Below are 17,467 nucleotides of genomic sequence, written 5' to 3'. Positions count from 1 at the left end.
CCGAAGAAGTCATTGCGGATAGGGATTCTATGCCTGAAGGTCGAGGCAGGTGGTTGCGTATTCGACCAGCTTGACGCTAACAATTGGCATATCCTGCCAATCGAAAGCTCATTGAATAGTCACTCATGCCAAACCCAAAACTGGACGCCTACGACCACCGTATCCTCGCCGCCTTGCAGCGCGATGGCCGGCTGACCAACGTGCAGCTCGCCGAGGAGATCGGCCTGTCACCCTCCCCCTGCCTGCGCCGGGTGCGCCTGCTGGAGGAAGCCGGGATGATCCGTGGCTACCACGCCGAACTGGGCCGCGACGAGGTCGGCCTGGGGCTGACCGTGTTCGTCGGGGTGAAGGTGGAACGCCACAGCGACACCAGCGCCGCCGCGTTCCGCCAGGCCGTGATCGACCTGCCGGAAGTCATCTCGGTGCACCTGGTCAGCGGCGAGTCGGACTTCCTCCTGCAAGTGGTGCTGCCCGACCTGCGCGCCTACGAGCAGTTCCTCACCGGCACCCTGCTCAAGCTGCCGGGCGTCAGCGACATCCGCAGCAACTTCGCCATCCAGACGGTGAAGGAGTCGGCGCCGCTGCCGCTGCAGCACCTGCCTAAGTAGCGAAGAAGCGCAGGAACTCACTCAGATCCGCCTGCGCCTGCTCCACGCTTGCCGGGGCGAATCGCACTTCGCTGTGCGCCGGGCATTGCGCCAGGCGGCCAACGTCCAGCGGGTGCAGCACGCCCAGCAGTGGGTAGCCGCCCATGCTCTGGCGGTCGGCCAGCAGGACAATCGGCTGGCCGTCCGGCGGCACCTGGATGGCGCCTTCCACTATCCCCAACGACCATTGCCGACGCGGCGCGCTCAGCGCCTCGCCGCGCAGGCGCACGCCCATGCGGTCGGATTGCGGGCTGATCTGCCAGCGCTGCCCGAAGAAGGCCTGGCGTTGTTCCTCGCTGAAAACATCCGGACCCGGCAGCACACGCAATGTCGGGGCCTCTCGGTAGTCCGGCCGATAAGGCCAGGGCACGCTGGCGCCGCGGTTGAAACATTCGCCGTGGGCTGCGCATTCCAGCAGATCGTCGGCAGCGAGAGGCTGGCCATTGCCAGCACGACCGCCGAGTTTTTCCCGCATCTGGGTCGCGACGCTGCCCAGTATCGGTTCGGTAATAAAGCCTCCGGCAGCGGCGAGATAGGCACGCTGACCGGCACGGGCGAAGCCCAGTTTCAGGCGCTGCCCGGCCCACACGCGAAAGCGCGACCAGCCCGGCAGCGGCTGGCCATCGAGCGTCGCCGGCAGCTCGGCGCCGGTCAGTGCCAGCCAGGTATCGACCTGCGCTTCCAGGTCCAGGCCGCCCAGGGCAACTTCCAGCAGCGGCGCGCCCGGCACATTTCCAAGCAGACGATTGGCCCAGGCCGCCGCATGTTTATCCACAGGGCCGCTCGGCGATACGCCCAGGTGCTGCCAGCCTCGCCGGCCGCCGTCCTGCAGCAGGCACAGCGGTCCGCAGGCGATGACTTTCAGGCTCATGGCGCGCCCCCGGCCGCGCGATAAGCCACCTCATCGATAGGCACGAAACGCACGCGATCCCCCACGGCCAAAGGGCAAGGCGGCGGCTGGCCTGGATCGAACAGGCGTTGCGCGGTACGGCCGAGCAGATGCCAACCACCGGGCGAGGCCTGTGGATAAACCGCTGTCTGCCGCTCGGCAATCGCCAGGCTGCCGGCGGGCACGTGTGTACGCGGCGTTGCCCGGCGCGGCAGGGCAAGGCGTTCGTCCAGCTCACCGAGGTAGGCGAAGCCAGGGGAGAAGCCGATGGCGCCGACGCGATAGTCGCGGCCGGCGTGCAGGTCGATCACCTGGGCGGAAGTGAGCCCGCACAACCGGGCGACTTCGCTGAGATCCTCGCCGGCGTACCACACGGCGATTTCATGCAGGCGCCCGGCGTCGTTCACCTGGGCGTCGCCGGGCCAGTCCGCCAGCGCTGCCTGCACGCGGCTTTGCAGTTGCGGCAGGTCTATGCGTAGCAGGTCGTAGTGCAGCAGCAGCGTGGTCCAGCCCGGCACGCAGTCCATCAGCGCCGCGCCCAGCTCGGCGCGCAGTCGCTCGGCCAGTCGGGCGATGCGCAACGGCAGCGCGTCGTCGGGCTGCTCGGCGAGGGTGATCAGCAGCGCCGTGGCGCCGAAGGCTTCGACACGGATCATGCCTGGTCCAGCAGGCCACGCAGGCGCCGCAGCACCGCCAGGGATTCGGGGTTGTCACCATGCACGCAGAGGCTGTCGGCGCGCAGGCATAGCGGGTTTCCGTCGATGTCCGGGAAGGGTTCGCCACGGGCGATGGCCAGGGCCTGGTCGAGGATGCGCTGCGGCTCGTGGTGCACGGCGCTGGGCAGGCGGCGCGGGGCAAGCTGACCGTCAGGCAGGTAGGCGCGGTCGGCGAAGGCTTCGAACATCAGCGGCACGTCGGCTACATCGGCCAGTTGCAGCTCACGGCTGTTGTCAGCCAGGGCCAGCACCATCAGCGGCAGGCGCTTGCGGTAGGCGGCGCAGGCGTCGAGCACAGCGGACAACAACGCGTCGTCACGCACCAGGTCGTTGTACAGCGCGCCGTGGGGCTTCACGTAGGCCACCTGGGTGCCGGCGGCGCGGCAGAAAGCGTCCAGCGCGCCGATCTGGTACAGCACCAGGGCGTGGACTTCCTCGGGCGAACAGCTCATGTGCCGGCGACCGAAGCCGGCAAGGTCCGGATAGGCCGGGTGTGCGCCGATACTGACGCCACAGCCTACCGCGAGATGAACAGTGCGTTGCATGGTCAGCGGGTCGCCGGCGTGATAACCACAGGCCAGGTTGGCCTGGTCGATCAGCGGCATGGCGTGGGTATCGTCGCCCATGCGCCAGGCGCCGAAGCTCTCGCCCATGTCGCAGTTGAGCAGGATTCGCGGGGTGCGCTCGGTCATCGGTCTCGCCATCCTTCGATATTTCCCACAGGGTAAATCAGCAAATGGCCTTTGGCCTTCGGAGAATACTCAGTCACGTTCAGGAGGAGTACCATTCCCCGCCTAGACCCGTGGAAACTTCCCCCAGAATGATCAAAGCCGCCATTCTGGCCGCCTTCGGCCTGAGCATCGTTTATGTCCACCTGCGTGGGCGGGTGCGCCACAAGTTCACACGCCAGTTGAGCGACCACTCCAGCTTCCTGGCGCCGATCAACTGCCTCATGTACCTGTTCTCCAGGGTGCCGAGCCGCCCGTACCTGGCGACCGACGAATTCCCCGAGATGCGCCTGCTGACCGAGAACTGGGAAGCCATCCGCAGCGAGGCCCTGCACCTGCGCGACGCCGGCAGCATCAAGCGCGCCGACCAGCTCAACGACGTGGGTTTCAACTCCTTCTTCAAGACCGGCTGGAAGCGCTTCTACCTGAAATGGTACGACGACAGCCATCCGTCCGCCGACGCCCTGTGCCCGAAGACCACCGAACTGCTGCGGCAGATTCCATCGGTGAAGGCGGCGATGTTTGCAGAGCTGCCGCCGGGCTCGCGCCTGGTGCGCCATCGCGACCCCTATGCCGGTTCGCTGCGCTACCACCTTGGCTTGCTCACGCCGAACGATCCGGGCTGCTTCATCGAGGTGGACGGCGAGCGCTACCACTGGCGCGATGGCGAGGCAGTGGTGTTCGACGAGACCTACATCCACTACGCCGAGAACACCACCGAGCACGACCGGGTGATCCTCTTCTGCGACATCGAGCGGCCGCTGAAATACGGCTGGGTGACGGCCTTCAACCGCTGGTTCAGCCGCAACGTGATGGCCGCAGCGGCCTCGCCCAACGACGCGGGCGACAAGACTGGCGGGATCAACCGCGCCTTCGCCTCGCTGTACAAGATCCGCCTGCACGGCAAGGCCCTGAAGAAGCGCAACCGCAAGCTGTACTACCTGCAGAAGTGGGGATTGTTCGCGGCGGTGCTGGCGTTGTTCCTGTGGATCTGAGCCGCGTCTGAAATCAAAAAGGCCTCCGCAATCGCGGGGGCCTTTTTGTTTGGGGCGCACCGAAAAGCATCTCGGACGAAGTGCGGCCCATCCTTGTAGGAGCGAGCTTGCTCGCGAACCCACCCAGCTCCGGGGCCGCCGGGAAAACTATTCGCGAGCAAGCTCGCTCCTACAAAAGTCGGTCAACCCGCGCGCAGGAGCGGACTCCGTCCGCGATTGCTGGCATCAAACGCCAGATCAATAAACGTCGCGCCGATACCGCCCGCTCTCCAGCAGCGCCTCGACTTCTGCATCGCCAAGCATCTCGCGCAGGGCCCGGTCGATGCCTTCGGCCATGCCTTGCAGGCTGCCGCAGACGTAGATCGCCGCGCCGTCGTCGAGCCACTGGGCGAGGGCTTCGCCATTGGCGCGCAGGCGGTCCTGCACGTAGACCTTCTCCGCCTGGTCGCGGGAGAAGGCGACGTCCAGGCGCTGCAGTTCACCGCGCGCCAGCATGCCTTCAAGTTCGTCGCGGCAGTAGAAGTCGTGGGCGATGTTGCGCTCGCCGAACAGCAACCAGTTGCGCGAACGGCCCTCGGCCACGTTCGCCTGCAGCAGCGCGCGTAGGCCGGCGATGCCGGTGCCGTTGCCGATCAGGATCAGCGGGCGATCCTCCTCGGTCAGGTGGAAGCTACGGTTGCGGCGCAGGCGCAACAGCAGGCTGCCGCCGTCGGGCAGGTACTCGGTGAGCCAACCGGAGCAGATGCCCAGCGAGCCGTCCGCATGCTGCTCCTGGCGGACGATCAGCTCCAGGGCGCCTTCGCTGCGCAGCGAGGCGATGGAGTACTGGCGCACCGAGAGCTTGATCAGCGCGTCGTAGACTGCCTGACCGTGCTGGCCGACCAGGTGTTCGAGGTTGCCCGGCAGCAGGCAACCGGCCAGGGCGTCCTTCAGTGGCAGGCTCAGGCCATCCAGCTGGACCTTGGCGGTGCCGTCCAGGCCGAGGCGTTCGAGCCAGCGGGCAACGAGGAAGTCCGGTTGGCGCGGGACGACTTCCACCAGGTCGCCGGCAGCCCAGTCGATCTGCGAGTCGTTCGGTGCGCTCAGGCGCAGCAGCCAGGTGGATTCGCCCTGGCTGCCGGGGTTCAGGTGTTCGCGACCGCTCAGCGTCCACACTTCGAAGGCCGGCGCGCTAAAAGCCACTTGCGGCGCGGCGCCGGAGAGCTCCGCCAGGCGCACCTGCCAGTCGTGCAGCGCGGCGGCGTCGCCGTTGTCCACTTCCACGCCGTCGAACAGCGGGCGCGCGCCCTGCCCTTGCAGCCAGCCTTGCATGCGCCGGGCGAAGCCGCAGAAGTGTTCGTACTGGCGGTCGCCCAGGGCGAGGATGGCAAAGCGCAAGTCATCGAGGCCCAGCGCCTGGCCGAGTAATTGGCGCTCGAAGCCACGGGCGCTGTCCGGTGCCTCGCCTTCGCCGAAGGTGCTGACCACGAACAGCGCATTGCGGGTCTGCTCCAGTTGCGCGCGGTCCAGCTTGCCCAGCGGCTCGACGCGCACCGGCAGCCCGGCGGCCTGCAGTTGGCCGGCGCTCTGCCAGGCCAGTTGCTCGGCGAAGCCGCTCTGACTGGCGTAGCCCACCAGCCACGAATCGGCGCCGCCGGCGTTGTTATCCAGCTCGCCACGGGCGGCCTGCGCAGCGCGTTTCTTGCGGCGGCGGTCGAGGTAGAGCAGCCAGCCGGTAATGAAGAACAGCGGCATGGCCAGGCTGGCGAACATCATCAGCAGGCGCCCGGTGAGGCCGAAGTAGCTGCCCACGTGCAGGGCGTAGACGCTGGTGAGCAGTTGCTTGCCGGCGCTGCTGTCGTTGTAGCGGCGATCCTTGAGCAGCTTGCCGCTGGCCGGGTCGATGGTCATCTCGTTGAAGGCGCGTTCGTGGGCGGCATCATCGAGGAGGTAGAACACGCTGGCCGGCTGGCCCTTCACCGGCGGCAGGCGCAGGTTGTAGGCGGTCATGCGGGGGCCGCCGGTCTGCGCGATGGTGTTCCAGATGGCCGTGGCGTCCACCACCGGCGGCGGGCCTTGCGGCGCCGGGCCGCGTTTGCCGCCGCGCTGGCCGCCCTTGGCCTGGCCGGCGGGGGCGTCGTCAAGCAGCTTGAACAGGCCGTTGCGGTACCACTCGTAGGACCAGTACAGGCCGGTCAGCGAGGCCAGGAGGTAGAACGCCAGGCACCAGGTGCCGGCCACGGCGTGCAGGTCCCAGTTGAAGGCGCGGCCTTTCTTGCGCCAGTCGAAGGTCAGCCAGGTACGCCAGTTCAGTGCCTTGCGCGGCCAGCGCAGGTAGAGGCCGGAGAGGCAGAAGAAGATCAGGATCAGGGTGCAGGCGCCGGTGATCTTCTGCCCGACTTCGCCGGCGGCGAGGAAGCGGTGCAGCTGCATGATGAACTGGAAGGCGCCTTCGCCCACCGGCGCGGGCAGGGCCTGCGCGGTGTACGGGTCGACATAGCGCGACTCCCCACGACGCTGGCCCGGCGGCGGAGTGAAGAAGATGCGCGCGGAGTCTTCGCCGCCGGTCTTGAGCCAGAAGAAGGAAACTTTCTTGCCCGGTTCGGCGCTCTCCACCCGGCGGATCAGTTCGTCCATCGGCAGCACGCCTTCGGCACGCTTTTCCACCACCAGGCTGTCGGGGTTGATGGCGCGCAGGATTTCATCCTGGAACGACAGCATCGCACCGGTGACGCCCATCAGCGCCAGCACCAGACCTGCGCTGATACCGAACAGCCAATGCAACTGGAACAGGACCTTCTTCAACACCGCGGCTTCACCTTCGGACACCCTCACGCAGGGCGGCATTTTAATGAGAATGGCTCGCAAGCGCAGCCGGTTTAACAATCTTTACCCTGGCCTTAGCTTCGCCCGTTGGCGCCCGGACAAAGAAAAGCCCCGGCCGAGGAGCATCGGCCGGGGCGGGCGCCAGTGCTGCGCGCCCTTAGAAGTGCAGGTTGACGCCCAGCAGTGCGGTGCGGCCCGGGGCCACGTGCGCCATGTGGGTGCTGAAGACCTGGTCGAAGTAGCGTTTGTCGGTCAGGTTCTGCACGTTGAGCTGCAGGTCGACGTTCTTGCTGATCACGTACTTGGCCATGGCGTCGTAGCGCCAGTAGGACGGGATCATGGTGCTGTTGGCGGTATTGCCGAACTGCTCGTCGACGTAGGTGGCGCCGCCACCCACGGTGAAGTTCTGCAGCACGTCGTAGGTCGACCAGAGGGTGAAGTTGTTCTGCGCGGTCTGCGGCATGCGGTTGCCTTCGTCGCTGGCCACACTGGACTTGAGGATCTCGCTGTCCAGGTAGGTGTAGCCGCCGAAGACTTTCCACTTGGGCGTCAGCGCGCCACTGAAGCCCAGCTCGACGCCCTGCACGCGCTGCTCGCCGTCCAGCACCTGCACGGTGGAGTCATCCGGCGAGGCGACGCGGGCGTTGGTCTTGTCGGTGCGGAAGACCGCCGCGTTGAGCGACAGCGCTTCGTCGAAGAACGCCCACTTGGTGCCGATCTCGTAGTTGCGGTTGCGTTCCGGGTCGAGGTTGGTGTTGGCCAGTGCCAGGTCACCACCGCCCTCACCGGCGGTCTCACCGCTAGGGTTGCTGGAGGTGGACCAGGCGGCGTAGACGCTGCCGTTGGGCGCCGGCTTGTAGACCACGCCGAGTTGGTAATTCCAGAAGTGGCTGTTGTTCTGACGGTCGAAATCGCCGGCAGGCGAGCCACGGCCGCCGGTGGAGTAGCCGCTGGAGCGGGTCTCGAAGTCGTCGTAACGCAGGCCGAGGTTGAGGTCCCACTGCTCGCTGAGTCTGAGGGTGTCGAACACGTAGGCCGAAGCGGTCTTGGTGTCGGTGTCCGTGAAGGCGGCGCTGTCTTTGATGCTACCGGTCCAGTGATCGCCCGGGGTGGGCTTGTTCAGGCTGGTGCAGTCGCCGCTGGCGATCAGCGACGGAGTGCAGATGTTGCCGCTGCCGCCGCCGGGAGTGATCACGTAAGGCCGGTTGTGCACGTCCTCGTAGCTGAACTCCATGCCGGTCACCAGGGTGTGGCCGATGAAGCCGGTGTCGAAGGTGGCCTTCAGGTCGGTCTGGTTGACCCAGCCCTTGGAGGTGGAGTTACGGTTCTTCGAGGAGCGATACACCAGCCCATTGGCAACGTTGCCACGGCTGTCGTCGGGGTTGGTGACGATGTAGTCGAGCGTGGTGCGCACCAGGCGGAAGCTGTTGGACAAGGTCAGGTTGTCGTTCAGGTCGTGTTCGATGCGGAAGGTGCCGGAATCGGTGGTGCTCTTGCGGTAGTCGCGGTCGTTCAGGCCGTAGAAGTTGCTCTTGTCCACGGACACTGGCTTGCTTGGGTTGCGCTCACTACGCCCGGCCAACGTCAGCGGAATGCCGTAGTCGGGCATGTCGTCGGTGGACAGGTGGTAGTACGACAGGGTCGCGCGGGTCGGCGTGTTGAAGCCGAAGGTGACGGTGGGCGCCACGCCCCAGCGGCTGACGTTGACCTCGTCGCGGCCGGCGACGTTGGCGTCGTGCTTCATCAGGTTGAGGCGGAACGCCGCGTTGTCGCCCAGCATGTGGTTGACGTCGAGGGTGGTGCGGCGGGTCTGGTCGGTGCCCAGCACGACGCTGGCATCGTTGAAGTCGGCCTGCTTGGCGGTCTTGCTGATCAGGTTGAGGCTGCCACCGGTGGAACCGGCGCCGGTATAGGCAGAACCCGGCCCCTTGCTGACTTCGATCTGCTCGATGTTGAAGATTTCGCGAGTCTGCGAAGCTACGTCGCGCATGCCGTCGAGGAAGGTGTCGCTCTCGGCGTTGAAGCCACGGATGAACGGACGATCGCCGGCCGGGTTGCCACCCTCGCCCGCACCGAAGGTGATACCGGGCGTGGTACGCAGGGCGTCCTGCAGCGTCAGGGCACCGGTGTCCTTGATCACCTGCTGCGGGATCACCGTGACGGTCTTGGGCGTGTCCAGCAGGGGCGCGGTGTACTTCTCGTTGGAGGACTTCTCGACGTTGTAGGTGGTCGGGTCCTGCTGCTGGGTGCCGACGACGGTGTCGGCGTCCAGGGACAGTACGTCCTGGCCGGACTTCTTCTCCGAAGCTTCGGCAGCGTGGGCCAGTTGGGCACCGGACAGGGCGGTGATCGCCACGCCGACAGCGCTGACTAGAAGGCGCGGCTTGCTGCCGGCGAACTCGGTGGATTGACGCGACATCGAAACTCCCTCCCCAGGGGCTCTTGAAGGCCGCGCAATGTATTGTAATTGAGAATTTGTAGCAATTAATATCAGTTACCATACGCAGATGATTTACAACTTTTACACTTTCCCCCTGTCGGAAGTAAGGGTATGGCGGTTGTATCGGTATGTTGCAAATCATTATCATTGGCAAATTATCGAACCCGATGGAATCGGCCCATGCTGCTGCACATCCCTGGCGTCTTCACCCGCGATGAGGTGACGCGCATCCGCGCCGCCCTGGAACAGGCCGAGTGGGCCGACGGCAAGGTCACCGCCGGTTACCAGTCGTCCCGCGCCAAGCACAACCTGCAACTGCCGCAGGACCACCCGCTGGCCCGCGAAATCGGCGAAGCCATGCTGCAGCGCCTGTGGAGCAACCCGCTGTTCCAGTCCGCCGCGCTGCCGAACAAGGTCTTCCCGCCGCTGTTCAACTGCTACACCGGCGGCGGCTCGTTCGACTTCCACATCGACAACGCCGTGCGCGACACCCAGGGTGGCCGCGAGCGGGTGCGCACCGACGTCTCCTCGACGCTGTTCTTCAGCGACCCGGAGGACTACGACGGCGGCGAGCTGGTGATCCACGACACCTACGGCACCCAACAGGTGAAACTGCCGGCCGGCGACCTGGTGCTCTACCCCGCCACCAGCCTGCACAAGGTCAACCCGGTGACCCGTGGCGCGCGCATTGCCTCATTCTTCTGGACCCAGAGCCTGGTGCGCGAGGACAGCCAGCGCGCCCTGCTGTTCCAGATGGACCAGTCGATCCAGGCACTGACCCGCGACGTGCCGGATCACCCGGCACTGATCGAGCTGACCGGCACCTACCACAACCTGCTGCGCCGCTGGGTGGATGTCTGACCCGCCATGAGTTTCGTCCTGCGTCGTACTGAAGAAATCAACGTCGAAGACCTCACCGGCCAGCTCGCCGACAACCCGCGGCAGGCTGCCCGGCTGATCCTCGCCGGCGCCCGCGAGGGCGACCTGGAAGCCCAGGCACTGCTCGGACAGATCCTCCTCGACGGCCACGGCATCGAGCAGGACATCGGCCTCGCCCTGACCTGGTTCGGCCTCGCCGCCGAGCGCGGCCACGCCATGGCGCGCAACATGCTCGGGCGCTGCCTGGAGCACGGCTGGGGCTGCGTGAAAGACGAGGCCGGCGCCGCCCGTCATTACGCGATAGCCACGCAACAGAAGCTCGACTGGGCGATGTACAACCTCGCCAATCTGCTCTCCACAGGCCGCGGTGTGGAGCGCGACGACGCCCGCGCGCTGGCGCTCTACCAGAGCGCGGCGGCGCTGGGCCATGCCAAGTCGATGAACCTGGTCGGACGCTTCCACGAGGAAGGCCTGGTGGTGCCGCGTGATCTGGACACGGCCCGGCAGTGGTACCGCCGCTCCGCCGAGGCCGGGGACTTTCGTGGGCAGTTCAGCCACGCCTCGGTGCTCGCCGAACGCGGCGACCTGGCTGCCGCGCGCATTTGGCTGGAACGGGCGCTGGAGGGCGGCAACCTCAACTTCCTGCGTGTGGCACGCGAGCAACTCGCCACTTCCATGCCGCCAAGCCTGCAAGAACTGACACTGGCCTACTTCCAGCGGGCCGCCGAACTGGGTGATGAATCAGATCTGCAGCGCCTGTCGCAAGTGCTGGCCGCCGCCTTCTAGCAGATATTCGCCATTATTTGACGTAATCTTCACGCCCGCCCTGCTAGCTTCGCCGGCCACCCTGGCTGCCGGAACGTTCGGCAGCCACCACGCAACAACGAGGCACAAGTGTCGAACACTACATCACCCACAGCGCGCAAAGGCGTGGACTGGGCCGGCCTGGGCTGGCTCCTGCTGTTCTTCTGGTACTTCTCCGGCGTCACCCAGGCGCTGATCCTGTTCAGCGGCACCACGGGCTTCGCCGGCTTCCGCGACGCCTTCTTCCTCAGCAGCCTGTGGCTCGCACCGCCGCTGCTGCTGCCGCGCTTCACCAAGGGCATTGCCGCCGTCATCGGCCTGGTGCTCTGGGGCGCCTCGCTGGTGGGCCTGAGCTACTTCGGCATCTATCACCAGGAGTTCTCGCAGAGCGTCATCTTCGTGATGTTCGAGTCGAACACCGCCGAGGCCGGCGAATACTTCAGCCAGTACTTCAGCCTCTGGCTGTGCCTGGCGCTGCTGGCCTACACCGTGGTCGCCGTGCTGCTGTGGAGGCGCATCCGCCCGGTCACCCTGCCGCTCTACACCCGCGTGCCGGTGGCCGTGCTGCTGGTGGCCATGAACCTGCTCTATCCCTTCTACAAGCAGATGGTCACCCAGGAGCGCACCTTCGCCCAGGCGCTGGAGAAGGTGCAGTCGCGCATGGAGCCGGCTGTGCCGTGGCAATTGGTGGTGGGCTACGCCCAGTACCGCCAGCAGTTGGACAACATGCAGAAGCTGCTGCAGCAGAACGCCTCGCTGCCACCGCTGCAGAACCTCAAGGACAGCAGCGGTGAAGCCCCGCGCACCCTGGTGCTGGTGCTGGGCGAATCCACCACCCGCCAGCACATGCATTTGTATGGCTACGGCCGTGACACCACGCCGAACCTCGACGCCCTCGCCGCCAACGGCAAGGACCTCACCGTGTTCCAGAACGTGGTCGCGCCGCGCCCCTACACCATCGAGGTGATGCAGCAGATCCTCACCTTCGGCGATGAGCAGAACCCGGACAAGTTCCTCACCGATCCGTCGCTGATCAACCTGATGAAACAGGCAGGCTACAAGACCTTCTGGATCACCAACCAGCAGACGATGACCAAGCGCAACACCATGCTCACCACCTTCTCCCAGCAGACGGACGAGCCGGTGTACCTGAACAACCAGCGCAACCAGAACGCCAGCCAGTACGACGGCGTGGTGCTGGACCCGTTCGAGAAGGCCCTGAAGGACCCGGCACAGAAGAAGTTCATCGTGATCCACCTGCTGGGCACGCACATGGACTACCGCTACCGCTATCCGGATGAGTTCGCCTACTTCAAGGACCGCCAGGGCGCGCCCTCGGCGTTGTCGGATGACCAGGTGGAAACCTACAACTTCTACGACAACGCAGTGCGCTACAACGACTTCGTGGTGTCGAGCCTGATCAAGCGCTACTCCGCCGCCAACGCCAACGGCTTCATGCTCTACCTCTCCGACCACGGCGAAGAGGTCTACAGCACAGGCAACCACGACCGCCTGGGTCGCAACGAGTCGGACCCGACCCGACCGATGTACACCATCCCGTTCATGGTCTGGACTTCGCCGAGCTGGCAGGCCGAGCACCCGCGCGATCTGCAGGCGGTGGCCAATCGTTCCTACAGCAGCTCGCACCTGATCCACACACTGTCGGACCTCGCCGGCCTGAGCTACGACCGCTACGAGCCGGCCAAGAGCCTGGTGAACCAGCAGTTCGCCGCCGCTCCGCGCTGGATTGGCGACCCGTACAAGAAGGACGGCCTGCGCGACTTCGACAAGCTGCCGCTGGACAAGGCCGCACAGGAGCAGGAAATCGCCAAGGACGCCAAGGCCCCCGCCACCGCCCAGGCCCCAGAGCAGAAGCACCCCAAGGAGGGTTGAGTCCTCCGTGATGCAATGCAAACGCCCCGCCCTTGCGGGGCGTTTTTCATTCTGGAGCGTGACGATTCTGGCTTTCCGCAGGATTGGGCAGGCACGGCGTTATGCGTTCGCGAGCAAGCTCGCTCCTACGAAGAGCTCAAGCGCCCAGCTCACCGGCTGGAGCAGCGGCTCTCAAGGGACATCCGCTGCCGCAAAAGAAAAAGCCCCGCATCAGCGGGGCTTGTTCATTGCCGCGAGACTTACAGGTAGAACGCCTTCAGCGGCGGGAAGCCGTTGAATTCCACCGCGCTGTAGCTGGTGGTGTAGGCGCCGGTGGACAGCCAGTACAGGCGGTCGCCAGCCGCCAGGTTCAGCGGCAGGCCGTACTTGTAGTGCTCGTACATGATGTCCGCGCTGTCGCAGGTCGGGCCGGCGATCACCACTTCTTCCAGCTCGCCGGCCTTCTCCACATGGATCGGGAACTTGATGGACTCGTCCATGGTTTCGATCAGGCCGGAGAACTTGCCCACGTCGGTAAACACCCAGCGCTCGACGGCGGTACGCGACTTGCGCGCTACCAGCACCACTTCGCTGACCAGGATGCCGGCGTTGGCGATCAGCGAGCGGCCCGGCTCCAGGATGATTTCCGGCAGCTCGTCGCCGAAGTCTTCCTTGAGGAAGCGGATGATCTCTTCCGCGTAGGTTTCCAGGCTGTTGGTCTTGGCGATGTAGTTGGCCGGGAAGCCGCCGCCCATGTTGATCAGCTTCAGCTCGATGCCGTCTTCTTCCTTCAGGCGCTCGAAGATGACCTTCACCTTGCCGATGGCCGCGTCCCACACGCCGATGTCGCGCTGCTGCGAGCCGACATGGAAGGACACACCGTAGGGCACCAGGCCCAGGTCGCGGGCCAGCACCAGCAGGTCCATGGCCATGTCCGACTGGCAGCCGAACTTGCGCGACAGCGGCCAGTCGGCCGAAGTGGAGCCTTCGGTGAGGATGCGCACGTAGACCTTGGAGCCCGGCGCGGCCTTGGCGATGTTGCGCAGGTCGGCCTCGGAGTCGGTGGCGAACAGGCGCACGCCCTTCTCATAGAAGTAGCGAATGTCGCGGGCTTTCTTGATGGTGTTGCCGTAGCTGATCTGCTCGGCGCGCACGCCGGTCTTCATCACCTTGTCCAGCTCATAGATGGAGGCGATGTCGAAGTTCGAGCCCTTGTCGCGCAGCAGTTCGGTGATCTCGGTGGCGGGGTTGGCCTTCACCGCGTAGTAGATCTTGGCGAACGGGAAGCAGCCGGTCAGCTGGTCGTAGGCATCGGAAATGGTCTGCTTGTCGATGACGACGAAGGGGGTTTCCTGCTTGTCGGCAAACGCCTTCATGCGCTGGAAGGTTTCGGGGGCGAAGTAATCCTCGACCTTGATGGACATGCTTGGGACTCCAAATGGCAGAACAGGTTATTCGTAGGGGTGAAGCTGAACGTCGAATCCGTTTCCCCACTTTGGTTCGCCTACTTCCCAAGGCATGTCGCCGAGTATCACCTGGTGCCTGGCTGAAAGGACTTCCAGAAAATCTCTCGTCGTCAGTACTTGAGCCGGATGGATCGTTTCCAGCATGGACGTTCGGGCGCGAACTTTAGGACCTGAAGTTCGTGAGTTCAACCCTGAATTGCCGCTTTTTTACATCCCTTTGTCGCACTACCGGTTGACTGTTTTGGATACTCAACAAAATGCACGGAATACCGCACAGAACGGGGCTTTCGACGGGTTTCTGCATCATCGTCCTACTGAGTTAACGACAGGTGACAGAGGGGGGAGTTCAGCTGACAGGGATGGGTGGGGCGGGAGGGGAACGTCCGAGGTTTTTGTGTCCTTGTAGGAGCGAGCTTGCTCGCGAACCACTCCGCAGCGGAGGAGCAGGTTCGCGAGCAAGCTCGCTCCTACAGTTAACGTCCTACGACGCCTGCGCCACCTCCGCCGGCGAAACGATATTGGTCTTGCGCCCACGCGAGCGCCCCGAACTCAGGTAATCGGCAATCGACTCCTGCGTCACCTCGCCCAGGAACTGCCCCTCGGCATCCAGCACCGGCAGCCACGAGCTGTTGAATTCATACATGCGCGACAACAGGATGCGCAGGTGCTCGTCGTGGCTGGCAGTGACGCGGAATTCGTTGAGGAAGTCGCTGCACGCGCCCTGCTGGCGACGCATGTCCTTGCGGCGCACATAGCCCAATCCCTTGCCGCTGCCGTCGACCACCACCAGGTAGCGGCGGTCGTCTTCCTCCATCTTCTCCAGCGCCTCGGCAACAGGGGTCTGCGGGTTGGCGGTGACGATGCTGCTGTCCGCGGCATCCTCGGCACGCACCAGCAGCAGGCGCTTCAGAGTGCTGTCCTGGCCGGTGAAGGCGCTGACGAATTCGTCCGCCGGGTGCGCCAGCAGGGTGTCCGGATGATCGTACTGGAGCAGCCGGCCGCTCTTGAACACCGCCACCTTGTCGCCCAGCTTGATCGCCTCGTCGATGTCGTGGCTGACCATGATCACGGTCATGCCCAGCTTGCGCTGCAGCTCGAAGAACTCGTTCTGGATCGACTCGCGGTTGATCGGGTCCACCGCACCGAACGGCTCGTCCATCAGCAGCAGCGGCGCATCGGCCGCCAGCGCGCGGATCACGCCGATACGCTGTTGCTGCCCGCCCGACAGCTCGCGCGGGTAGCGCGACAGGTACTGCTTGGGTTCGAGCTTGACCATGGCCATCAGCTCGCGCGCCTTGTCCTTGCACTTCTGCTTGTCCCAGCCGAGCAGGCGCGGCACGACCATGATGTTTTCCTCGATGGTCATGTTGGGGAACAGGCCGATCTGCTGGATCACGTAGCCGATCTGCCGGCGCAGGGTCACCTCGTCCAGTTCAGCGGTGTCCTGGCCGTCGATCAGCACGCGCCCGGAAGTCGGCTGGATGATCCGGTTGATCATCTTCAGCGTGGTGGTCTTGCCGCAACCGGAGGGGCCGAGGAACACGCAGATCTCGCCCTTCTCCACGGTCAGGCTGACCTTGTCCACGGCGCGGAATTCCTTGCCGTCCTTGAGGGTGAAGGTCTTGGTCAGTTGGTCGAGTTCGATCATGTTCAGTCTCCTGTCTGCGGGCGCAGGCCCTTCGGGGTGAGCGCACGCTGCAACCACTGCAGCAGCAGGTCGGCGGCGATGGCCAAGAGGCTCACCAGCACGGCGCCGACCACCAGCATGGGCATGTTGGATTGGCTGATGGAATTGAGGATGAGCACGCCCAGGCCACCGGCGCCGATCACCGCGGCGATGGTCATCACCCCGATGTTCATCACCACGGCGGTGCGCACGCCCGCGAGAATCACCGGCACGGCGATGGGGATGTCGACCATCCGCAGGCGTTGCCAGAAGGTCATGCCGATGCCCTTGCCGGCCTCGCGGATGCCGGGCTCGACGTTGGTCAGCGCGAGGAAGGTGTTGCGCAGGATCGGCAGCAGCGAATAGAGGAACACCGCGGTGATCGCCGGCAGCGGGCCGAGGCCCTGGCCGATCTTCGAGTAGAGCGGCAGCATCAGGCCGAACAGCGCGATGGACGGGATGGTCAGCACCACGGTGGCGGCGCCCTGCAGCGGCCCGGACAGCCACTTGAAGCGCGTCATCAGCACGCCCAGCGGCACGCCGACGACGATGGCCAGGCCCACGGCAATGGACACCAGCATCAGATGCTGCAGCGTCAGCTGGCCGACCTGCGCCCAGTCCAGGCGGGAAATCACGGTCATGAAGTCCATGTCAGTTCTCCTCCTGCGCAGGGTTGGCCTTGTCGCCCAGCAGACCGTGCTCGCGCAGGAACCGCTGTGCCACGCGCTGCGGCGGTTCCTGCTGGATATCGACCTGGGCGTTGAGCGCCTGCATGGTCTGGTCGTCGAGCAGATCGGAGATAGGTTCGAACAGGGTCTTCAACTCCGGGCGTTTCTCCAGCAGGTCGGCGCGCATCACCGGGGCGGCGTTGTAGAACGGGAAGAAGTGCCTGTCATCTTCCAGCACGCGTAGTTTGAAGTCCTTCAGGCGGCCGTCGGTGGTGTAGACGAGGCCGACGAACACCTGACGGTTCTTCAGCGCGGTGTACACCAGCCCGGCATCCATCTGCCGCACGTCGTCACGGGTGAAGTGGAAACCATACAGCTCGCTCATCGGCCCGAGGCCATCGGGGCGCCCGGCGAATTCCGGGTCCATGGCGAACAGGTGGGTGTTCTTCTCGCCCTGCTCCTTCATCACCCGCGCGAGGTCGCTCAGGGTGCGCACGCCGAGTTGCTCGGCCTGCTCCTCGGGCATCGCCAGCGCATAGGTGTTGTTGAACGGCGCAGGCTTGGGCCAGACCAGGCCCTTCCTGCCGTCCAGCTCACGGACCTTGGCCAGGGACTGCTGGGCGTCCAGCTTGTCCTTGACCTTGTTGTAGACGATCAGCGACGAGCCGGTGTACTCCCAGACCAGGTCCAACTGGCCGCTCTGCTGGGCGCTGCGCGCGAGAGTGCTGCCCAGGCCGTTGGTGACCTTCACCTCGTAGCCCTTGCTCTGCAGGTACTGCGCGGTGATGGCGGTGAGGATGCGCTGTTCGGTGAACGGTTTGCCGCCGATGCGGATCACATCGGCCGCCTGGGCAGCGCCAGTGACGACGGTGAGCATCAGGCCCAACGCGCC

At 65.1% G+C, this 17,467-nt stretch carries 14 protein-coding genes; 5 read left to right on the top strand and 9 right to left on the bottom strand.

Going from position 1 to position 17,467, the window contains the following annotated elements:
* The first annotated feature begins 125 nt into the window (after positions 1-125).
* Positions 126-608 (top strand): Lrp/AsnC family transcriptional regulator, encoded by a 483-nt coding sequence (locus CTR55_RS05865; RefSeq protein ID WP_296284972.1) that lies wholly within the window; start codon positions 126-128, stop codon positions 606-608.
* Here the strand turns inward: CTR55_RS05865 and CTR55_RS05860 are convergent.
* The 3 genes from CTR55_RS05860 to CTR55_RS05850 are packed head-to-tail and all read right to left on the bottom strand — an operon-like array spanning position 601 to position 2,944.
* Entirely contained in the window at positions 601-1,518 is a 918-nt protein-coding gene (locus tag CTR55_RS05860; RefSeq protein ID WP_296284971.1) for a biotin-dependent carboxyltransferase family protein, read from the bottom strand. The two genes, CTR55_RS05865 and CTR55_RS05860, sit on opposite strands and share 8 nt — an antisense overlap.
* Entirely contained in the window at positions 1,515-2,192 is a 678-nt protein-coding gene (gene pxpB, locus CTR55_RS05855; protein ID WP_296284970.1) for a 5-oxoprolinase subunit PxpB, read from the bottom strand. The genes CTR55_RS05860 and pxpB overlap by 4 nt, the downstream gene beginning before the upstream one ends.
* The gene (locus CTR55_RS05850; protein WP_296284969.1) at positions 2,189-2,944 is read right to left on the bottom strand and encodes a 5-oxoprolinase subunit PxpA; all 756 of its coding nucleotides are present in this window, start codon (positions 2,942-2,944) and stop codon (positions 2,189-2,191) included. Before CTR55_RS05850 ends, pxpB begins: the two co-directional genes overlap by 4 nt.
* Before the next feature lie 131 nt (positions 2,945-3,075).
* Between CTR55_RS05850 and lpxO the strand changes: the two genes are divergently transcribed.
* Complete coding sequence (gene lpxO / locus CTR55_RS05845) at positions 3,076-3,975, top strand: lipid A hydroxylase LpxO (RefSeq protein WP_296286469.1); 900 nt, start codon at positions 3,076-3,078, stop codon at positions 3,973-3,975.
* A 237-nt stretch (positions 3,976-4,212) separates the two neighbouring features.
* Here the strand turns inward: lpxO and CTR55_RS05840 are convergent, their stop codons facing one another.
* On the bottom strand, positions 4,213-6,759 hold the full coding sequence (locus CTR55_RS05840; RefSeq protein WP_296286468.1) for a sulfite reductase flavoprotein subunit alpha: 2,547 nt from the start codon (positions 6,757-6,759) through the stop codon (positions 4,213-4,215).
* Positions 6,760-6,937: 178 nt separating this feature from the next.
* Positions 6,938-9,199, bottom strand: coding sequence for a TonB-dependent siderophore receptor (locus tag CTR55_RS05835; RefSeq protein WP_296284967.1), 2,262 nt, complete (start codon positions 9,197-9,199; stop codon positions 6,938-6,940).
* Positions 9,200-9,400: 201 nt separating this feature from the next.
* On the opposite strand from CTR55_RS05835, the gene CTR55_RS05830 reads away from it, so the two are divergent.
* The 3 genes from CTR55_RS05830 to CTR55_RS05820 all read left to right on the top strand — a co-directional run bounded on the left by CTR55_RS05830 (position 9,401) and on the right by CTR55_RS05820 (position 12,796).
* Positions 9,401-10,081 carry a Fe2+-dependent dioxygenase gene (locus CTR55_RS05830; protein ID WP_296284965.1) on the top strand — a complete coding sequence of 227 codons (681 nt, stop codon included), beginning with the start codon at positions 9,401-9,403 and terminating at the stop codon, positions 10,079-10,081.
* A gap of 6 nt (positions 10,082-10,087) precedes the next feature.
* Entirely contained in the window at positions 10,088-10,885 is a 798-nt protein-coding gene (locus CTR55_RS05825) for a tetratricopeptide repeat protein (protein ID WP_296284964.1), read from the top strand.
* Positions 10,886-10,993: 108 nt separating this feature from the next.
* Entirely contained in the window at positions 10,994-12,796 is a 1,803-nt protein-coding gene (locus CTR55_RS05820; RefSeq protein ID WP_296284963.1) for a phosphoethanolamine transferase CptA, read from the top strand.
* Between the two features lie 239 nt (positions 12,797-13,035).
* Here CTR55_RS05820 and CTR55_RS05815 read toward each other — a convergent pair whose 3' ends face one another.
* The 4 genes from CTR55_RS05815 to CTR55_RS05800 form a co-directional block, all read right to left on the bottom strand.
* On the bottom strand, positions 13,036-14,199 hold the full coding sequence (locus tag CTR55_RS05815; RefSeq protein ID WP_296284962.1) for a type III PLP-dependent enzyme: 1,164 nt from the start codon (positions 14,197-14,199) through the stop codon (positions 13,036-13,038).
* 523 nt (positions 14,200-14,722) lie between these two features.
* Positions 14,723-15,889 carry an ABC transporter ATP-binding protein gene (locus CTR55_RS05810; protein ID WP_296284960.1) on the bottom strand — a complete coding sequence of 389 codons (1,167 nt, stop codon included), beginning with the start codon at positions 15,887-15,889 and terminating at the stop codon, positions 14,723-14,725.
* A 2-nt stretch (positions 15,890-15,891) separates the two neighbouring features.
* The gene (locus CTR55_RS05805) at positions 15,892-16,557 is read right to left on the bottom strand and encodes an ABC transporter permease (protein WP_296284958.1); all 666 of its coding nucleotides are present in this window, start codon (positions 16,555-16,557) and stop codon (positions 15,892-15,894) included.
* Position 16,558: 1 nt separating this feature from the next.
* Positions 16,559-17,452 carry a glycine betaine ABC transporter substrate-binding protein gene (locus tag CTR55_RS05800; RefSeq protein ID WP_296286466.1) on the bottom strand — a complete coding sequence of 298 codons (894 nt, stop codon included), beginning with the start codon at positions 17,450-17,452 and terminating at the stop codon, positions 16,559-16,561.
* Positions 17,453-17,467 lie beyond the last annotated feature (15 nt).

This window comes from Pseudomonas sp. (assembly GCF_002796985.1).
Lineage (GTDB): Bacteria > Pseudomonadota > Gammaproteobacteria > Pseudomonadales > Pseudomonadaceae > Pseudomonas.
This window is presented reverse-complemented; position numbering and strand designations above follow the sequence as displayed.

What these genes read in the sequence shown, in the direction of transcription:
- CTR55_RS05835 (WP_296284967.1), bottom strand. Translation starts at nt 9,199, where the DNA reads ATGTCGCGTCAATCCACCGAGTTCGCCGGCAGCAAGCCGCGCCTTCTA.
- CTR55_RS05805 (WP_296284958.1), bottom strand. Translation starts at nt 16,557, where the DNA reads ATGGACTTCATGACCGTGATTTCCCGCCTGGACTGGGCGCAGGTCGGC.
- CTR55_RS05825 (WP_296284964.1), top strand. Translation starts at nt 10,088, where the DNA reads ATGAGTTTCGTCCTGCGTCGTACTGAAGAAATCAACGTCGAAGACCTC.
- CTR55_RS05815 (WP_296284962.1), bottom strand. Translation starts at nt 14,199, where the DNA reads ATGTCCATCAAGGTCGAGGATTACTTCGCCCCCGAAACCTTCCAGCGC.
- CTR55_RS05865 (WP_296284972.1), top strand. Translation starts at nt 126, where the DNA reads ATGCCAAACCCAAAACTGGACGCCTACGACCACCGTATCCTCGCCGCC.
- CTR55_RS05860 (WP_296284971.1), bottom strand. Translation starts at nt 1,518, where the DNA reads ATGAGCCTGAAAGTCATCGCCTGCGGACCGCTGTGCCTGCTGCAGGAC.
- CTR55_RS05800 (WP_296286466.1), bottom strand. Translation starts at nt 17,452, where the DNA reads ATGCTCACCGTCGTCACTGGCGCTGCCCAGGCGGCCGATGTGATCCGC.
- CTR55_RS05850 (WP_296284969.1), bottom strand. Translation starts at nt 2,944, where the DNA reads ATGACCGAGCGCACCCCGCGAATCCTGCTCAACTGCGACATGGGCGAG.
- pxpB (WP_296284970.1), bottom strand. Translation starts at nt 2,192, where the DNA reads ATGATCCGTGTCGAAGCCTTCGGCGCCACGGCGCTGCTGATCACCCTC.
- CTR55_RS05810 (WP_296284960.1), bottom strand. Translation starts at nt 15,889, where the DNA reads ATGATCGAACTCGACCAACTGACCAAGACCTTCACCCTCAAGGACGGC.
- CTR55_RS05830 (WP_296284965.1), top strand. Translation starts at nt 9,401, where the DNA reads ATGCTGCTGCACATCCCTGGCGTCTTCACCCGCGATGAGGTGACGCGC.